Source organism: Streptomyces sp. NPDC007095, assembly GCF_040634475.1.
Classification (GTDB): Bacteria; Actinomycetota; Actinomycetes; order Streptomycetales; family Streptomycetaceae; genus Streptomyces.
The window spans coordinates 1-17491 of the sequence record NZ_JBEYFS010000098.1 but is presented as its reverse complement, the minus strand read 5'-3'; the positions used below and the strand labels follow the sequence as shown (position 1 = coordinate 17491).

Here is a 17491-nt window from a genome sequence, read left to right as displayed (position 1 = left end):
TGCCCGGCACCAGCGACGGCCAGTTCACTGAGGACGGATCGCGCCCGTGGAAGTACGCGCGATCCCGGAGAAGCCCTGCCTTCCTTCGCTGACTTGCACTTCGAGAACACCAGTCAACGCAGGTAGCAGGGCATTTCTCACTGTCCGCTCGTTGTGATCCACCGCGCATCCGCGGTGGATTCAGACTCAGTGGGCGATCACCGGCTCGCCCTCCGACGGCGCCAGAGCCGCGTTCGGTATCAGGAACGCTGCGAGCACAGCACCGACCACGAAGAATCCGGCACCCCACGCCAGGGTGGCCGTGTAGCCCTCGACTCCGGCCTGCGCCACGGTCAGCGCGCCGGGCTTGTGCGAGGACAGATAGTCGGTCGCGGCCGTTGAGGCAACGGTGGTCAGCAGCGCCGTGCTGATCGAGCCACCCACCTGTTGGCCGGTGTTGATCAGCGCCGAGGCGACGCCCGAATCCTCGTGATGAATGCCAGCGGTCGCGCCCTGGAACGCGGTGGTCATCACTCCACCGAGGCCGAGCCCCAGCAGGATCATGCCGGGCATGATGTGGGCGACGTAGGTGCTGTCCAGCTTGAGCTGAGTCAGCAGGGCCATACCGGATGCGGCGACCAGGAAGCCGGCGCTGATCACGATCTTCGGGCCGACCCTGGGGAGCAGCAGCGAAGGCGCCGTGGTCGCCGCGGTGACGATTCCCCCGACCATCGGCAGGAACGCCAGACCGGTCTTGATCGGCGAGTAGCCGATGCCGGCCTCCAGGTAGTAGGTCAGGAACAGGAAGATCGAGAACATTCCCATGCCTATGACGAACACGGCCAGGAACGAACCACCGCGGGTCCGGTCCAGCACGAGTCGCAGCGGCAGCAGGGGATGCGCGACCCGGGACTCCAGCCATACGAACACCGCGAGCAGCACCGCGCCGGCGATCATGGAGCCGAGGGTGACCGGGTTGGTCCAACTGGTGGATTCGACGTGCGCGAACCCGTAGACGACGGCGAACAGCGCAGCGCTCACCACGATCGTGCCCGGAATATCGAGTCTGGGCCGCTCGATGACCGTCTGCCTGGCCATCAGCAGCACCGCACCGACCAGCGCGAAGGCCGCGAAGACGACGTTCACGTACATCACCCAGCGCCACGACATCCATTCCGTGAGCATGCCGCCGAGCAGCAGCCCGACCGCGCCGCCCGCACCGGACAACGCACTGAAGACGCCGAACGCCTTCGCCCTCTCGGCCGGTTCGGTGAACGTCACGCTGACCAGTGAGAGTGCCGCGGGCGCGAGCAGCGCGGCAGAGAGCCCCTGGGCCACGCGAGCCGCGACGAGGACGTCGAAGCTGCCCGCCGCACCGCCGACGACGGACGCGCCCGCGAAACCGATCAGGCCGAGCAGGAAGGTGTTGCGCCGGCCGAACAGGTCACCGAGCCGGCCACCGAGCAGCAGCAGGCTGCCGAACGCCAGAGCGTAGCCCGTGATGACCCACTGCCGGCTGCCGTCGCTGAAACCGAGGTCATGTTGCGCCGCGGGCAGCGCGATGTTCACGACGGTCGCGTCGAGCGTGACCATGAGCTGCGCCGTGCCCAGCACGACAAGCACCCACCAGCGCACGGCATGCGAGCCGCGCCGGCCCGAGTCTGTTTTCCCGGAGGCGGGCGCCCCACGGTCGAAGGTGGCAGTCATATTTTCCCTTTATCGCTGGTCATAAGCCGAACACCGGCCGGAAACCGATCTGTTTCCCCCTAGAAAAACAGATCGGTTTCCACGGTGCAAGTGAACGGGTTGACCTCTGGCCCGTGAGCGACCCGACAACGCCGACGCCCTCGCCGGCCGCCGGCGCCGCCTCAACGCGCGACCGGGTGCTCGACGTCGCCGCGCAGCTGTACTGTCAACAGGTCATCCATATCGGCGTAGACACGTCGTGCCGCGCCGCCGGGGTGTCAACGCGTTCGGCTTACCAGCTGTTCGGCAGCGACGATCAACTGATGGCCGCCGGCCTGCGGGAACGTACGGCGTTCGGCTCCGAGGCCCTTCTGCTGCCGGGCGATGACGACCGACCGCCGCGAGCGCGGATTCTGCATGTCTTCGAACGGTTGGAAGCTCTCGAACGAAGTGACGACTTCCATGGCCGTCCGTTCATAGCTGCGACGGTCCAAGCCTCGCCGCACGAGCATCCGGTGGGTCTGGTTGCCCGATGGCAGCAGGGCAGACTGACCGCGTTCTTCCAACGGGACGCCGAACGTGGCGGCGCAGCCGACCCCACCCAGCCGACCAAACCACTGACCTTCGTGTACGACGGAGCCGACGCCCCGCCTGTCGAAAAGGTACGGCGCGTCGACAGTCTCGCTGTCGCGACCGCCGGCACATCCCTCACCACCTGCTCGGCTTCGATCCAACGGGTCAATCCTGATGCCCTGGATGCAGGAGCAGTACGACCAAGCCGGTCCCCGTCACCCCCGGGCTGACTGCTGCGAGCGGGGTGCCGGTGGCCCCCGGGCACCCCGCCGGGGACTCACGCTGCCAGCCGCCCCGGGACTCACTCCCCGGGCTGCTCCCCCCGCCCGCAGGCACGGCGGTCATGGCGACGATGGTTCGCGTCCTCCTGGGCCAGGCGCCGCAGAAGCCTGACGACCGGCTCGAACAGCACGGTGAGGACAACTGCCCGCTCAGCTAGGGCGATACGGTCCTCGGTCCCTTCGAACTGCGCGAAGTCCAGGTCCGCGGTGGCGGTGGCAAGCCGCGCGTAGGGGATGAGGTCGTCCGCCGTGTAGTCCGTACCGAGGCGGCTCAGCGCCGCGAGACTCTCGGCGAGTGCCGGACGGTGCGGTGAGGCGTCGGAGATCTGCCAGCCGATGTTCTCGATCAGGGCGTCGACCCTCGCGGCGGCTCCACAGGACACCTCTTCGTCGGCAACGCCCGCCAGTTCCCCGTCCTTCCTCTCGTTCGTCTCCGCGGAAGGGACGGGCAGGGCGTGATGAACGACGCCCAGGGTCTCGAACGCGTCCAGCGGACGGTCGACCGCTTCGAGCACCTCGCGGGTGCGTGCGACGGACAGCCCACCGAGCTGGATGAGAGAACGGATCAGACGGAGCCGCTGGATGTGCTCCTCGTCGTACTCGACCGTGGTGGGGTTCAGCGCGCGCCCCTCGGGGAGCAGCCCCTCCCGTCGGTAGTACTTGATGGTCGCCACCGGCACCCCGGACCGCCGGCTGAGCTCTGAAATCCTCATGCGCTCCCTCACGCTCAACTGTCCCTACCAGTATCGCGTTACCAGGGGTTGCCCCACAGAGCCCGATAGTGCCACTATCAGGCACTCGATAGTGGAGCTATCGAGCTCCTCCCGGTGTGCCCTCTTCCGCACCCGGGCCTCTCACCTCGCACGCCTCGACAACGGAGGACCACGCATGTCCCAGCGCATCGGCAAGACCCACTGGAAGCGTTTCGCCATCGGTGCGGTGCCGACGGTGGCCGCCACGGCGGCGGTCGCCGTCTCGATGGCCCAGGGCGCGCTGGCCGCTTCGTTCAGCATCTCCGGTTCCGACTTCAAGGTCTCGGCCGGCTCCCTGAGCGGCAGCGGATTCGCCAACTACGCCACGGTGGACGTCGCCAAGAACGGCAAGCACATACCCGTCACCGTCTCGGCCCTCGAGAACGCGAAGATCACCGACATGTGCCAGTCCGTGCCGGTGGACATTCCCGTACTCGGGACCTACACGATGACGCTCAAGGCCGGCGGGTCGGGTACGGCGGTCAAGGCCAAGGACCTCTACATCGACATGACCGACCTCCAGGCCAAGTCCGGCACCTTCCACAACGTCGACATCGGCGTCGCCACCGGCTCCATCACGAAGGGCCAGGTAAACCCCAAGGACCACGTCGACCCCGACGGCTACGCCCAGCAGGCGGACTCGATCGAGATCGTCGACGCCCACCAGAAGGTCTGGGCCACCTCTGCCGGGACGTTCGAACTGGCAGGCCTGCACATGAACATCGCGGCCGGCCGCCACGACTGCTTCTGACCCTCGCTCCCACCCCTCCCCCACCCGTTCACGATCCGGGAGCTTCCCCATGACGAGTGCCGGCGCACCCGCGCACCCCCACAGTGACAGCGGCTTCGCCAGCGCCCGCCGGGCCTTCCGGGCCTGGCGGCGCACCCGCCCCTTCTGGGCGGGCCTCCTGGTGCTCCTCGCCGCCGCACCGATCATCTACTTCCCATACTTCAACCTCTCCCTCGGCGCCCTGTCCGTGGCGATGTCCACCACCGCGGGCGCCGGCTCCCTGGTCATCGGACTGACGCTGATCGTCCTCGGCGGGCTCCTGTGGTTCCAGCCGATCATCAGGTTCTTCGCCGGATGCGTCGCCGTCTTCCTCGGTGTGCTGTCGCTTCCCATCTCCAACTTCGGCGGCTTCCTCGTCGGCACCCTGTTGGCGGCCACGGGTGGACTCCTGGCTCTGGCGTGGGGCCCGGCGGACGCGGACACACCCGGCGGCGCCGTCGGCTCGGAGGGAGAGCCGGGGAATGCCTGAACCGTCATCCGACATCCACGGCGAGGCCGTAGAAACCCGCCCGGTCCGACCGCCGAAGGGCCGACACGCCGTTCCTCGCGCATCCGCACCGACCCGCCTTCGCCTGCCGCTCGGGAAGGCACTCGCACTCACCGCGCTGCCGACCGCTCTCGTCCTGGGAAGTCAGCGTCCGCCCGCCGTCGACACGATTGCCACCGCGGCGCGTTCCGTTCCCGAAGAGGCGGCCGACGACGGGGTCGACTGCGCCCGTTCCGACGACCCGTCGACTCCTGCCGCGGCGCCGACGCAGTCCGCCGCTCGCAGCACGCCCAGTGCCCCTACGAGCGACGAGTCCGTCAAACCGTCGGAGCACATGACCGACGAGGACACGAGCCTCACCCCGGCTCCGACCGCATCGCCAAGCGCGCACTCCGCCACTCCGAGCGCGACCTCCGCCCCCACCGGCCTTGCGGACCTCCTCGACCCCCTCTTCCACGGCGACACCGATCAGCAGAGTCCCGTACCCGCCGCGAGTCCCGCGCCGACCCCGGCCGCTCCGGCGCCAACAGCCACAGAACCCTCGGACCTGCCACCGGCCACTCCCCACGCATCCCCCTCCCCCGGCCAACAGACCATCACCCCCTCACCCCGCCCGCAGTCCACGGGGTCACCCCGGGGAACCGACCGCACCTGTGACATCAGCGATCTCGCAGCCCCCGAGGACACGAGCGCCGGTCGATTCGCCGCCGAGTCCTGGAACATGAAGGGCAGCCGCCTCGAACTGCGGGACGTCGTCTTCGGCGGTGTCGTGACCGTCGACACCGCCGCCGGCCCCAAGCGGGTGCTCAAGTTCTCCGCGGCCGGTGTCACGATCCGCGACCTGAAAATGGCCGTACCCGTCGGCCCCCAGATCCAGCACATCGACGGAGCGCCCGGCTCGACGTCCACGCTGCGAGGCGACCGCATCACCATGTACGTCGAGAGCCTGACGGGCACCCTCTCCGGCGCCGAAGGGATTCCCCTGCCTCCCGTCCTCCGCCTCCACCTCACCCCAGACACCGTTCCGGAGTGGCTCTTCGACACGGTCGGGAAACTCGGCCTCAAGCTCCAACTCAGCCTCAACGACGCCGACATCGACCAGGCCGGACAGACGGGTGGAGAGCTCACCATCCCGGGGATCCACGGATACGGAACGACACCCTGAAGCCGACCTAATCCGACTGGTTCCTTCGATGAGCTTGCGCCCGGAAACCGATCGGTTTACCGTGATGGAAACCGATCGGTTTCCAATTCTTGTGGAGGCAGTCATGACCGCTTTGAAGGGCGCAAACGTCTTCGTCACCGGTGGCAGCCGGGGCATCGGCAAGGCGCTGGTGGAAGAGCTGTACGCGCGCGGTGCCGCCAAGGTCTATGCCACGGCCCGCGACCCGCGCACCGTGACGCACCCCGACGCGGTCCCGGTGGCGCTGGAGGTCACCGACCCGGCCTCCGTCGCGGCGGCCGTGGCGCAGGCGCAGGATGTCACCGTGCTGATCAACAACGCGGGTGCGGCGGTCGGCGCGTCCTTCCTCGACTCCCCGGTCGACGACGTACGCAGGGAGTTCGAGACCAACTTCTACGGCCCGCTGCTGCTCACCCGGGCCTTCGCGCCGGTCATCGAGAGCAACGGCGGCGGCCACATCCTCAACGTGCACTCCGTACTCTCCTGGCTGGCGCTCGGCGGCTCCTACAGCGCGTCCAAGGCCGCCCTGTGGTCGCAGACCAACTCACTGCGCCTGGAACTCCAGCCCCGCGGCATCGTCGTCACCGGACTGCACGTCGGATACGTCGACACGGACCTGGCGGCGGACGTCGACGCACCCAAGTCCAACCCTCGTGACGTCGCCGCCCTCGCCCTCGACGGGGTCGAGACGGGCGCGTACGAGGTGCTCGCCGACGACATCACCCGCCAGGTCAAGGCGGGCCTCGCCGGCGACCTGGCCGGCCTGTACCCCCAGCTGGCCAAGTAGAACAGCGAGACACAGAGAGATGCCCAGTCAGGATTCACGTCCCACGATTCACATCGCGGGGACCACCAGTCACACCATCGCCCCGCGCGCAGGACGCCACAGCCGCGAGGGAACGCTGCGCTATCTCAAGGCGGGCAGCGGTGCGCCTCTGGTCCTGCTGCACACCGTGCGCACCCAGGCCGAGCACTTCCGGCTCCTCATCCCGTTGATCGCGGACCGGTACACCGTGTACGCCCTCGATCTGCCGGGGATGGGCTACTCCGAGATCGTGCCCGGCGCGTCGTACGACGAGCCGGCCATGCGCACGGGCGTCGAGCGGCTCCTCAGCGAACTCGACCTCCACGACGTGACGTTGGTCGGGGAGTCCATGGGGGCAGTGCTCGCCCTGACCGCCGCGGCCGATCTCCCGGAGCGGGTACGGCGCGTCGTCGCGGTCAACACCTACGACTTCCACGGCGGGGTCGCCCGCTCCAGCCTCCTCGCCCGCGTGGTGGTCGGCGGTGTCCTCATGCCTGGGGTGGGCCCGGTGATCGCTGGGGTGGAGCCCAAGCCCGCGCTCAGCAAGATCCTCCAGGGCGGCCTGGGCGACAAGAGCGCACTGCGCGAGGACTACGTGGACGAGCTGCTCCAGGTGGGCCGGCGCCCCGGCTACCCGACGGTCGCCCGGGGCGTGTACCAGGCCCTGCCCAGCCTCATCGCCGCCCGCTCGCGCTACCCCGAGGTCAAGGCCCCCGTACACCTCGTCTACGGAGAGAAGGACTGGTCCCGCCCCTCCGACCGGGAGGCCAACAAGAAGCTGCTCCCCGCCGCCGACTTCACACAGGTGCCGAAGGCCGGCCACTTCATCGCCCTGGAACGGCCCGACGTGCTGGCCGACCTGCTGAACGCGGTGGCGTAAGCGTCCCGAGACCGCCGTGGTCACCCCTGATCAGGGGTGTCGCGTGGGTGGAGACACGATCAACCATGTCTCGCGAAGGCGTCGTGGCATGCAAAGGAGCAGCACATGACGGAGATCCAGATCGAGTTCGACGTGCCCGCGGAGATGTGTGACGGCACGGTGCTGCGCGCGGATGTCTACCGGCCCGGCGGCAGCGGACCGTGGCCGGTCCTGCTGAGCAGGCTGCCGTACGGGAAGCAGATGACCCTGGCGGTCGCAGTCCTCGATCCCCTGGCGGCGGCTCGGCGTGGCTTCATGGTGGTGCTCCAGGACACCCGCGGCCGGTTCGCCTCCGAGGGTGAGTGGGAGCCGTGGACGCACGAGGAGAGCGACGGGTACGACACCGTACGGTGGGCTGCCGCCCTTCCCGGTGCGAACGGCTCCGTCGGCATGATCGGCGCCAGCTATTTCGGCAACACGCAGTGGATGGCGGCGCTGTCCAAGCGAGACGGGCGGCGCCTTCTTCGCCACAGCAGCGAGCCCCCGATCGCCATCAGAGCGACCAGGGCGAGGGCAGGGCCGCCCAGCGTGAGGACACGCTGGAGAGAGGTCGCGGCGGCGTATCCGACACCCGCTTCCGCCGTGGCCCACACACAAGCGGCAACAACGCTGTACGGAGCGATGCGCCGGTACGGCAGGCGGGTGGCGCCAGCCGAGTGCGGGGCGAGGGTGCGCACCACCGGCAGGAAGCGGGCCACGCAGACCGCTCGGCCGCCGTGGCGCGTCATCAACGACTCGGCCCGGCCCCACGCGGCATCCGGAACGCGACGGCCCATGTGGCCGCCGCGCAGCCGGTCACCGAGATACCTGCCGGTGCGGTGGGCGAGGAAGTCACCCGCCACCACGGCGCCGGCCGCGGCTGCGATGACGAGAAGAAGGTTGACCTGGCCGGTGCGGGCCAACGCGCCGGCGGTCAGGAGCAGGGTCAGCGTCGGGACGAAAGCGCCGATCAGAAGGACCGACTCAGCCAGGACCGCAGCGGCCACCACCGTGTACGCCGCGGCCGGCGAGAGGTGGCCGAGGATGTCGGAGAGCGCGTTCACCGACTCGCCCCGTCCGACCGCAGCTCAAGTTGATCCGCGGAGACAAGGGGTCGTTGCAGATGCCAGACGTAGGCGGGGGGAAGGTTGGCCCATACCGTCCAGCGGCCCGTGGCGTAGGTGCGCTGGTAGGTGGCCATGATCTCGTCCACTGCGGCGTGGCGGCGGGCTTCGGCTCGCGATGCCGTCAGGGCGCGGGCCTTGCGGGTGCCCAGGTAGGCGAAGTAGGTCAGCGTGCCGCCGGGGTGGAGTAGCTCCATGTAGCGGGCCATGATGCACTCGACCTGCACAGGCGTGAAGTTGGTCAGCGGCAGCCCCGAGACGATGACGTCGTACCGCTGGTCGGTGTCGAGCTCCTCGACATAGGTCTGATGCACGGTCACCTGCGCCGGCCTGGCAGCCAGATGGGGATGCGTGGTGACGAGGTGGCGCAGCCGTGCGGCGAAACGCGGGTTGGCCTCGACGACGTCCAGACGGCTGCCGCGGGGCAGTTCTGGTATCAGGGTGCGGGTGACCGCTCCGGTCCCGGCGCCGGCTTCCAGCACTGCCAGCGGGCGGGGCGCCTGCGCCCGTACGGGCTCGGTGTCCTGGCCACCAAGAGCGACACGCTGCCCGCACCGATCGCCGAACGACTCGGTCTGCTGCGCACGACGTCCGTCGAAGCCCTCACCGATCTGCGCGATGTTCTCGGTGTGCTGCACGATTCCGACGCCGCGCAGACGAGTGCCGCACTCACGCCGGTCATGCGAGACGTGCGGGAACTGGCCGACGAGGCCCGCGCCGCCGGTCAGCACATCGGACTGATCGCCGAAGGGCGTCCCGAGGAGGCTCCCACCACCCACCGACTGGCCGTCTACCGCATCGTCCAGGAGGCACTGACCAATGCCCGCAAGCACGCCGCCGGCGCTCCGGTGACCGTACGCATCCACTACCGCCCACCCGCCACACTCGTCGAGGTCACCAACCCCCCTGGCACACCCCGCACGGACACCGTCGGCAGCGGCTACGGACTCGTCGGCCTGCGCGAACGCGTCACCGCCCTCGGCGGGCACCTGAACTCCGGACCGGCCGGCGCGGGCGCCTGGCGGCTGGCGGCACGCATCCCCCACCCTGCCGACATCGAACAGAACGGCACCCGCACATGATCCGCGCCATGATCGTCGATGACGACGCCCTGGTCCGCCTCGGCCTGGCCGACCTCCTCGACGACGACCCCGGCATCGAGGTCGTCGCCCAGGCCCCCGATGGCCTGAAGGCCATCGAGCAGGCCACCGCCCACCGCATCGACGTCGCCCTCGTCGACGTCCGCATGCCCCGCATGGACGGCATCGCCGCCACCACCCGGCTGCGAGCCCTGCCCCACCCCCCGAAGGTAATCATCCTCACCACCTTCGACCTCGACGAATACGTCTACAACGCCCTCGCCGCCGGAGCCGACGGGTTCCTCCTCAAGGACACCGACCCCGCCGAAATACTGCGCGCGGTCCACCTCGTGGCCGCCGGCTCGGCCATGCTCCACCCCGCTGCGGCCCGTCGCCTCATCGACCGCTACCACGCCGCCAACCAGCCCGAAGCAACCGCGGCCAGAGCCCGGCTGGACCAGCTCACCCCCCCGCGAACGCGACGTGCTCACTCTGCTCGCTCAAGGCGACACCAACGCTGACATCGCCACCCGCCTCGCCATGCGCGAGAGCACCGTCAAGGCCCACGTCAGCCGCATCCTGACCTCCCTGGAAGTCACCAACCGAGTCCAGGCCGCCCTCCTGGCCCGCGACGCGGGATTCACAGCCTGACGAGCGCAGACGGGAAACACGGAAGGCAAGGTTCGACATCTCGAAGCGATGTCGCGGCTGTCGGTATCCGCCGCTGCGTCTCGCCCTCCTTGCTGCTCCGTGGGCGGGGCCTGGAGGGCCAACGGTCAGGCCGCGGTGCTCAGGACGTGTCACACCGCCTGTGGTGCGAGCCAGCGGCCGCCCCGGGCAGCCGCCGTGACACCGTCGAGCCCACCCGGCATTCAGCCGCGGAACAGTGCCGCTCCGTTCCCACGCGCCCGCACCTGCCGAGCAAGCCCACGCAGGTGAGCGTCCACCCGCCGTCTGAAGAGGACTTGGACGCCGGCCGTCAGCCGCCCAGCCGCTGAACGATCGTCCCCGGCCCGCCAAGGGCTCCCTCGTCACCAAGGAACCTTAAGGACGCACCGTGCCCCTCACCACCGTCACCGAGCACGAACTCGACGACACTCTCACTGCCTCGCCGGTTCCGGTAGTGCTGCACGTCTACGCCGACTGGTGCGGGCCCTGCAAGGACCTCAAGCCGATCGTGGAAGAAGTCTCCGCTGAACTCGGCGACAGGTTGCGCGTACTGGAACTCGACTACAACCAGGCCGAGCAGGCCCGTAGGAAGTACGCCCTCGACGCCGTCGCGACGCTTCTTGTGACCGTTGGCGGTGTGCCGGTTGCGAGGATCCTCGGCGCCATGGAGAAGGACGAACTGCTCGCCCAGCTCCGCCCGCTGCTCAGTGTGCGCTCAGTAGGTGAGGGCACACCGGCGAGTCCTCGGGGACCTGAGGTCGCCGACACGAAGCCGGTGCTCAGATGAGCCTCGCCTGGCAGCAGCCACCGATCGGCACAGACAGCGGCATGAACCTCGGAATCCCGTACCCCCGGGACCGATCGAACGCGGCTCGAGCTAGGTGCATCGAAGTGATGCGCCGTCACCTCTGAGAAATGACGGTGATCTTGGTGCCAACCATCCCTCTTTTGTGCCAACTATAAATCCTCGTCACAACCGGACTAACGCCGGACCCGCGGCATCCCCAGTCCGATCCACGAGATGATCTCGCGCTGGATCTCGTTGTTCCCGCCGCCGAAGGTGAAGATCACCGCCGAGCGGTAGCCGCGTTCCAGCTCGCCGTGCAGGACGGCGCCCGTCGAACCCTCCTTGAGGACGCCGGGCGCGGCGACGATCTCCATGAGCCAGGCGTACGCGTCCCGGCGGGCTTCGGAGCCGTACACCTTGACCGCGGAGGCGTCCTGCGGGGTGAGGGTGCCCTCCTGGACGGCGTTCACCATCTGCCAGTTCAGGAGCTTCATCGCGTCGAGTCCGGTGTGGGTCCGGGCGAGGCGTCGGCGCACCCAGGGGAGGTCGGCGACGCGGCGGCCGTCGGCGAGCTTGGTGTCCATGGCCCAGCGCTGGACGTCGTGCAGGGCGCGGATCGCCATGGTGCCGTGCGCGGCGAGGGTGACGCGCTCGTGATTGAGCTGGTTGGTGATCAGCCGCCAGCCCTTGTTCTCCTCGCCGACCCGGCGCGAGACGGGGACGCGGATGTTCTCGTAGTAGCTGGCGGTCGTGTCGTGCGAGGCGAGGGTGTCGATGAGGGTGCAGGAGTAGCCGGGGTCGGAGGTCGGTACGAGGAGCATGGTGATGCCCTTGTGGGGTGGGGCGTCCGGGTCGGTGCGGACGGCGAGCCAGACCCAGTCGGCGGTGTCGCCGTTCGTGGTCCAGATCTTCTGCCCGTTGACGACGTAGGTGTCCCCGTCCCGTACGGCCTTGGTCTTGAGCGCCGCCAGGTCCGTCCCCGCGTCGGGCTCGCTGTAGCCGATCGCGAAGTCGATCTCGCCGGAGAGGATCCTGGGCAGGAAGTACTCCTTCTGCTCCGCGGTGCCGAACCGCATGATCGTCGGTCCGACCGTGTTCAGCGCCATCAGCGGCAGCGGTACACCTGCCTGGGCGGCCTCGTCGAAGAAGATGAACTGCTCCATCGGGGTCAGCCCGCGCCCGCCGTACTCCGTGGGCCAGCCCACCCCGAGCCAGCCGTCCGTACCGAGTCGCCGGATCGTCTCGCGGTAGAACCGTTTCTGGGCGGCCGGGTCGCCGTATCGGGCGTAGGCGTGGTCGGGCACCAACTCGGCGAAGTAGCCGCGCAGTTCGGTCCGCAGCCGCTGCTGCTCTGGCGTGTATTCGAGATGCACGGCGCCTCCTGGCTCCCCAAGGCCGGACCTGACGGCGCACACCGTAGAACGTGTTTCAGAAATTGTGAATGCCGATGACACCGGCGCCACCACTCAATGGGGCCGCGCTCGAACTCCGGGGCGGTGTTTCAGCCGCGGCTCAGTGTGGCGAGGAAGTCCGTGCAGGCCTGGGCGCACTCCCGGCAGGCCTTGGCGCTGTCCTGCCCGCCGGGGTGCTCGTCGAAGACGTCCGCGCACTCGCGGCAGACGGTTCGGCACCACTCGACCTGGACGCGGATGCCGGCCGTGTCCCGGCGGGCCTCCTCCGCCAGCACACGGCAGGTCGCGTCGCACACCTCCACACACAGAAGGCCTTTGCGCCGTACGAGTTCCTGCCCCCTCGGCCCGTCCGGATCCACCACGCTCGCCCGCAGCGCACAGGCACGGGCGGCCCCGGCGCAGGCCAGCGCACACTCGAAGCGGTCCTCCAGGAATCGGATGAGTTCTTGCTGGGATGTCATTGTCGTCACCGCGAGCGGGTAGCCGCGGAAAGGCCCGCCAAACCCCGCACCTCAGGGCCCGGCGGTCTCCTTCCGGGACAACCTCACCCGGTTCATGCACATGACTCCGGGTACTCGGGGACGCATGAGCGCCATGGATACGGAAGGAACAGTGCTCGCCGCTGCCCAGGGTCTGCTGGTCATCGGGCCGCTCGCCATGGGCGTCGTCCTGGTGGCTGTGCTGGTCGGTGTCGTGTGGTGGGGCCGCCGCAAGCGGCAACAGCAACCGCCCCCGCCTCGACCCGGGGAACAGCCCCGGATGCCGGACAGCGGCCCGGTCCACGAGGTCAGGGAGCACCGCGAACCCAACGAACCGCCCCCGAGCGAGCGCCGGTTGACACCCCACGAGTTGAAGCGAACGAACGGCTTTTAGTGCCTGTCCGGCGGACAGGACCTAGCCCCCCATCGCCTCCGCCGCCTCGCGTGAGATCCGCTCGAACTGGGCGCCCATCGCCTCGGAGAGCGCATGGGCCGCCGAGAGCGGGCGGACCATCACCATCAGGTCGTCGATCCTGCCGTCCTCGTCGAAGTGCAGGAAGTCGCAGCCGTTGAGCTCCTTGTCGCCCACCTTCGCGGTGAAGACGAGCGCGTGGTCGCGACCGTCGGCACCGGCGATCTCGCGTACGTAGCGGAAGTCGGTGAAGACACGGGAGACGCCGCGCAGGATGGCCGCGGTGATGGCCTTGCCCGGGTACGGCTTGAAGGCGACGGGGCTGGTGAACACCACGTCGTCGGCCAGCAGTTCCTCGATCGCGGCGTGGTCGCCCGCCTCTACGGCTTTCCGGAAGGGGTGCATCCGAGCCCCACCTCTCACAATCAACTAATTGATTAGGTTACGAACAGATTAGTTGGGGTGGTGTGCAGCGTCCAGGTATTGGCATTTCTATGTCTCTGACCGCACTCCCTATTGGTCACCTATGCCGGAGCCGCATACGGTCGAGGACATCCCCGCCCTGACGATCTGGGCCCAGAGCGTCGGGGCGTACGACAGGAACAACCGGCAATGCCCCCGCACCCTCGGAGAAACGCACCATGTCGAAGATTCTCTTCGTGATCACCGGCGTCGACCACTGGACGCTCGCCGACGGCACCCGCCACCCGAGCGGCTTCTGGGCCGAGGAGGCCGTCGCCCCGTACGAGGCGTTCGCGGCCGCGGGCCATGAGGTCGTCGTCGCCACGCCGGGCGGCGTCGTGCCGACCGTGGACAAGGGGAGTCTGGCTCCTGAGGTCAATGGCGGCCAGGAGGGCGCCGACCGCATCGCACACGCCCTCGCGTCGATGACCGCGCTCCAGCGGCCGATCAAGCTGGCGGAGGCCGACCTCGCCGACTACGCGGCCGTCTTCTACCCAGGCGGCCACGGGCCGATGGAGGACCTGGCGGTCGACGCGGACTCCGGCCGGCTGCTCACCCTCGCGCTGGAGTCGGGTAAGCCGCTCGGCGTGGTGTGCCACGGCCCGGCCGCGCTGCTCGCCGCGACAAAGGAGGACGGCACCAACGCCTTCGCGGGCTACCGGGTCTCCGGGTTCACCAACGCCGAGGAGACGCAGGCCGGTCTCGCCGACAAGGCGAAGTGGCTGCTCCAGGACCGGCTCGTCGAGGCGGGCGTCGACTTCCAGGAGGGCGAGCCGTGGGCCCCCAAGGTGGTCGTCGACCGCAACCTGGTCACCGGCCAGAACCCGGCGTCCTCCGGCCCCCTCGCCACCGAACTGCTGAAGCAGCTGCCCTGACCCTCGTGGGGCTCGGGAGTCCGCTGCCGAACTCCTCGACGAGAAGGCCCGGTTGCCCGGGAACCTCTGCCACGCGTTCGGCCGCCCCCGACGCACGACACCGGCCGACCCCGGCCATCGGCGCGGGCGGCCCGGCGCGGCGCCGACGGTGTGGGCGGTATTCAGCGCACCCAGCGGTTTCCGCGGGACGAGCCGGCTGCGCCGATGGTCCGTACGGCCGCGACGGCGTGCCGTGGCCCCGACCGGCTGCCCGTCCAGGGTGACATTGCCCGCGTCGGGCCGGTGCGGGGCGGCCGGCACGCGCAGCAGCGTGGTCCTGCCGGAACCGGACGGCCCCGAACAGCGCGCTCGCCTGCGCGGCGGCCGTGACCGGCCGGACAGGCCCTAACCCCGCGCAGGCGCCGTCGTGCCGCGGACCTCGAGGGCCGGGGCGGTGAGGACGACCTCGCCCGGGCGGGCGGGGTCGGCGATCCGGTCGAGCAGACACTGCGCGGCACGGCGGCCGACGTCATGGCCGGCGCTGTCCACGGTGGTGAGCCACAGGTGCCGCAGCCGTGAGAGGTAGGTGTTGTCGTAGCCGACGAGGGAGAGGTCACGCGGCACCTGGAGGCCGAGTTCCTCCGCGGCCGAGAGTGCGCCGACGCAGGCTATGTCGTTGAACGCGAAGACGGCGGTGGGCCGTTCGCGGGCGCTGAGCAGCCGTACCGTGGCACGGTAGCCGCCCTCCTCGGTCAGGTCGCCCTGCTCCACGACCGCCTCCGCGGCCAGTCCGCGCTCGTGCATGACCGCCTCGAAGCTGCGGCGGCGCAGCTCACCGACCATCCCCCGCCCCGCGATGTGCGCGATCCGGCGGTGGCCGAGGCCGATGAGATGCTCGGTGGCAAGGCGGGCGCCGCGCTCGTCGTCGTTGGCGACCACGTCGACACCGGGCAGCTCGGGCTCCCGGGCGCCCGCGACCACGGTGGGAATCTGCCCGGCCGCCGTCCGCAGCGCCTCGGCGGCCGGGAGGGTGCCGACGGCGATCAGACCGTCGACACGCAGGTCCACGAAGGTACGGGTGAGGTCCTCGCCCAGACGCCGGTTGAGATGGCCGTCGGCGAGCAGCATGTGCAGACCCGAGTCGTGCAGCCGGGAGTTCAGACCGTCCAGCAGCTCCACGAACCAGGGGTTGCGCATGTCGTTGAGGAGCACCCCGACCGTACGGGTGCGCCGCTCACTGAGACTGCGCGCCGCGGCGTTGGGCCGGTAGCCGAGCTCCTCGACGGCGGCCAGCACGGCCTGCCGCTTCTCGTCACGGACCTGGTCGGAGCCGCGCAGCACGAGGGAGACCAGCGACTTCGACACTCCGGCCCGCTCGGCGACGTCGCGAATCGTCGGTGCTCTCATGGTCTGCATGGCTCCATTCCTGGACCGTTCCATACGGCGGGTGAACTTGTCAAAGGGGTTGACACGCACCGCAACGGCCTTCAATGTGAGCCGGGAAATCGTTGGACCGGTCCAAAGAGGGGCAGTCATGGTGCGTTCGCTCGGCGTCGCCGTCGTGGGGTTCGGCTGGATGGGACGGGTGCACACCCAGGCGTACGCCCGCGTGCCCCACCACTTCCCCGGCCTGTCCCTGCGCCCCGAACTGGTCGCCGTCGCCGACGAGGTGCCGGGCCGGGCGGAGGAGGCCGCGGCCCAGTACGGCTTCGCCGCCGCCCACCGCGACTGGCGCGAGGTGGCCGCCGATCCCCGGGTCCAGGCGGTGAGCATCGCCGCGCCGAACTTCCTGCACCGCGAGATCGGCCTCGCCATGGCCGAGGCGGGCAAGCACATCTGGATCGAGAAGCCGGTGGGTCTGACGGCCGAGGACGCCCGTGCCGTGTCGGACGCGGTCACCAAGGCCGGGGTCCAGGGCACGGTCGGCTTCAACTACCGCAATGCCCCGGCCGTCGCCGCCGCCCGCGAACTGATCGCCTCCGGCGAGATCGGCACCGTCACCCATGTCCGCATCCGGTTGTTCAGCGACTACGCGGCCCACCCAGAGGGCGCTCTGACCTGGCGCTACGAGCGGGAGCGCGGCGGCAGCGGAGTCCTCGGCGACCTGGCCTCGCACGGCGTCGACCTGGCGCGCTTCCTGCTCGGCGAGATCGAGGCACTGACCGCCGACACCGCGATCTTCCTGCCTCGGCGGGCCCGCCCGACCGGCGCCACCGCCGGTCACACCCGCGCGACGGGCGGCGAACTGGGCCCCGTGGAGAACGAGGACTACGTCAGCTGTCTGCTGCGCTTCGCCTCCGGTGCGCGGGGCGTGCTGGAGGCCTGCCGGGTCTCGGTGGGCGAGCAGAACAACTACGGCTTCGAGGTGCACGGCACCAAGGGCGCGGTCTTCTGGGACTTCCGGCGCATGGGCGAACTGGGCGTCAGCAAGGGTACGGCGTACCAGGACCAGCCCGTGAGCACGGTGTACGTCGGCCCCGGGGACGGCGAGTACGCGGCCTTCCAGCCGGGCTCCGCGAACAGCATGGGCTACGACGATCTCAAGGTGATCGAGGCCCACCACTTCCTGCGGTCGATCGCCGACAACACCCCGTACGGCGCGACGCTGGCCGACGCGGTGCACAGCGCGGCCGCACTGGACGCGATGTCCCGCTCTGCCGAGCAGGGCGCGTGGGTGCCCCTGGCGCAGACACACGGCCCGCACGTCGTCACCGGACCCGTGGCACTGCACGACGCACGGCCCGGTGACGTGCTGGAGGTCGAAGTCCTGACCCTGCTC

Annotated in this window: 17 protein-coding genes and 4 pseudogenes; 13 read left to right on the top strand and 8 right to left on the bottom strand. The window is 69.6% G+C overall.

Translation table 11 applies throughout. The annotated features are described in order from the left end of the window. Positions 1–186: 186 nt before the first annotated feature. The gene (locus ABZ656_RS29700) at positions 187–1686 is read right to left on the bottom strand and encodes an MFS transporter (RefSeq protein WP_360271606.1); all 1500 of its coding nucleotides are present in this window, start codon (positions 1684–1686) and stop codon (positions 187–189) included. 113 nt (positions 1687–1799) lie between these two features. On the opposite strand from ABZ656_RS29700, the gene ABZ656_RS29695 reads away from it, so the two are divergent. Beyond that, entirely contained in the window at positions 1800–2468 is a 669-nt protein-coding gene (locus ABZ656_RS29695; RefSeq protein ID WP_360271603.1) for a TetR/AcrR family transcriptional regulator, read from the top strand. A gap of 71 nt (positions 2469–2539) precedes the next feature. On the opposite strand, the gene ABZ656_RS29690 is transcribed toward ABZ656_RS29695, so the two are convergent. Then, positions 2540–3232, bottom strand: coding sequence for a MerR family transcriptional regulator (locus tag ABZ656_RS29690; RefSeq protein WP_101407307.1), 693 nt, complete (start codon positions 3230–3232; stop codon positions 2540–2542). Positions 3233–3407: 175 nt separating this feature from the next. Here ABZ656_RS29690 and ABZ656_RS29685 point away from each other — a divergent pair, with 175 nt between their 5' ends. From ABZ656_RS29685 to ABZ656_RS29660, 6 genes and pseudogenes are all read left to right on the top strand, one after another. Beyond that, on the top strand, positions 3408–4022 hold the full coding sequence (locus ABZ656_RS29685; protein WP_101407308.1) for a DUF6230 family protein: 615 nt from the start codon (positions 3408–3410) through the stop codon (positions 4020–4022). Positions 4023–4071: 49 nt separating this feature from the next. Beyond that, positions 4072–4530, top strand: coding sequence for a DUF6114 domain-containing protein (locus ABZ656_RS29680; RefSeq protein WP_101407309.1), 459 nt, complete (start codon positions 4072–4074; stop codon positions 4528–4530). Next, positions 4523–5713 (top strand): hypothetical protein, encoded by a 1191-nt coding sequence (locus ABZ656_RS29675; protein ID WP_360271598.1) that lies wholly within the window; start codon positions 4523–4525, stop codon positions 5711–5713. The genes ABZ656_RS29680 and ABZ656_RS29675 overlap by 8 nt, the downstream gene beginning before the upstream one ends. Positions 5714–5816: 103 nt before the next feature. Then, complete coding sequence (locus ABZ656_RS29670; protein WP_101407311.1) at positions 5817–6518, top strand: SDR family oxidoreductase; 702 nt, start codon at positions 5817–5819, stop codon at positions 6516–6518. Between the two features lie 19 nt (positions 6519–6537). Next, complete coding sequence (locus ABZ656_RS29665) at positions 6538–7416, top strand: alpha/beta hydrolase (protein ID WP_360271595.1); 879 nt, start codon at positions 6538–6540, stop codon at positions 7414–7416. Positions 7417–7521: 105 nt separating this feature from the next. Beyond that, a pseudogene (locus ABZ656_RS29660) lies at positions 7522–7845 on the top strand (CocE/NonD family hydrolase); the annotation flags it as partial. A gap of 14 nt (positions 7846–7859) precedes the next feature. Here ABZ656_RS29660 and ABZ656_RS29655 read toward each other — a convergent pair. Next, positions 7860–8498 (bottom strand): VTT domain-containing protein, encoded by a 639-nt coding sequence (locus tag ABZ656_RS29655; RefSeq protein ID WP_101407313.1) that lies wholly within the window; start codon positions 8496–8498, stop codon positions 7860–7862. Continuing rightward, a pseudogene (locus tag ABZ656_RS29650) lies at positions 8495–9079 on the bottom strand (class I SAM-dependent methyltransferase); the annotation flags it as partial. The pseudogene ABZ656_RS29650 and the gene ABZ656_RS29655, both read right to left, overlap by 4 nt. Here ABZ656_RS29650 and ABZ656_RS29645 point away from each other — a divergent pair. The 3 genes and pseudogenes from ABZ656_RS29645 to ABZ656_RS29635 form a co-directional block, all read left to right on the top strand. After that, positions 9077–9640, top strand: a pseudogene (locus tag ABZ656_RS29645) (ATP-binding protein); the annotation flags it as partial. The pseudogenes ABZ656_RS29650 and ABZ656_RS29645 sit on opposite strands and share 3 nt — an antisense overlap. Beyond that, positions 9637–10288 (top strand): annotated as a pseudogene (locus ABZ656_RS29640) (response regulator transcription factor). The pseudogenes ABZ656_RS29645 and ABZ656_RS29640, both read left to right, overlap by 4 nt. Before the next feature lie 406 nt (positions 10289–10694). After that, positions 10695–11093: a thioredoxin family protein gene (locus ABZ656_RS29635; RefSeq protein WP_360271592.1), complete on the top strand. Its 399-nt coding sequence runs from the start codon at positions 10695–10697 to the stop codon at positions 11091–11093. A 194-nt stretch (positions 11094–11287) separates the two neighbouring features. On the opposite strand, the gene ABZ656_RS29630 is transcribed toward ABZ656_RS29635, so the two are convergent. Together ABZ656_RS29630 and ABZ656_RS29625 are read right to left on the bottom strand one after the other, a co-directional pair. Further along, positions 11288–12466: an acyl-CoA dehydrogenase family protein gene (locus ABZ656_RS29630; RefSeq protein ID WP_101407316.1), complete on the bottom strand. Its 1179-nt coding sequence runs from the start codon at positions 12464–12466 to the stop codon at positions 11288–11290. Between the two features lie 128 nt (positions 12467–12594). After that, positions 12595–12975, bottom strand: a complete 381-nt coding sequence (locus ABZ656_RS29625) for a four-helix bundle copper-binding protein (protein ID WP_101407317.1) — start codon at positions 12973–12975, stop codon at positions 12595–12597. 115 nt (positions 12976–13090) lie between these two features. On the opposite strand from ABZ656_RS29625, the gene ABZ656_RS29620 reads away from it, so the two are divergent. Next, positions 13091–13378 carry a DUF6479 family protein gene (locus ABZ656_RS29620; RefSeq protein WP_360271587.1) on the top strand — a complete coding sequence of 96 codons (288 nt, stop codon included), beginning with the start codon at positions 13091–13093 and terminating at the stop codon, positions 13376–13378. Between the two features lie 21 nt (positions 13379–13399). On the opposite strand, the gene ABZ656_RS29615 is transcribed toward ABZ656_RS29620, so the two are convergent. Continuing rightward, positions 13400–13801: a nuclear transport factor 2 family protein gene (locus tag ABZ656_RS29615; protein WP_168489298.1), complete on the bottom strand. Its 402-nt coding sequence runs from the start codon at positions 13799–13801 to the stop codon at positions 13400–13402. A 236-nt stretch (positions 13802–14037) separates the two neighbouring features. On the opposite strand from ABZ656_RS29615, the gene ABZ656_RS29610 reads away from it, so the two are divergent. Beyond that, positions 14038–14733 carry a type 1 glutamine amidotransferase domain-containing protein gene (locus tag ABZ656_RS29610; protein ID WP_101407320.1) on the top strand — a complete coding sequence of 232 codons (696 nt, stop codon included), beginning with the start codon at positions 14038–14040 and terminating at the stop codon, positions 14731–14733. Positions 14734–15117: 384 nt separating this feature from the next. On the opposite strand, the gene ABZ656_RS29605 is transcribed toward ABZ656_RS29610, so the two are convergent. Then, positions 15118–16119, bottom strand: coding sequence for a LacI family DNA-binding transcriptional regulator (locus ABZ656_RS29605; RefSeq protein ID WP_360271648.1), 1002 nt, complete (start codon positions 16117–16119; stop codon positions 15118–15120). A gap of 127 nt (positions 16120–16246) precedes the next feature. Here ABZ656_RS29605 and ABZ656_RS29600 point away from each other — a divergent pair. Next, a partial coding sequence (locus ABZ656_RS29600) for a Gfo/Idh/MocA family oxidoreductase (RefSeq protein ID WP_360271582.1) occupies positions 16247–17491 on the top strand: 1245 nt, incomplete at its 3' end.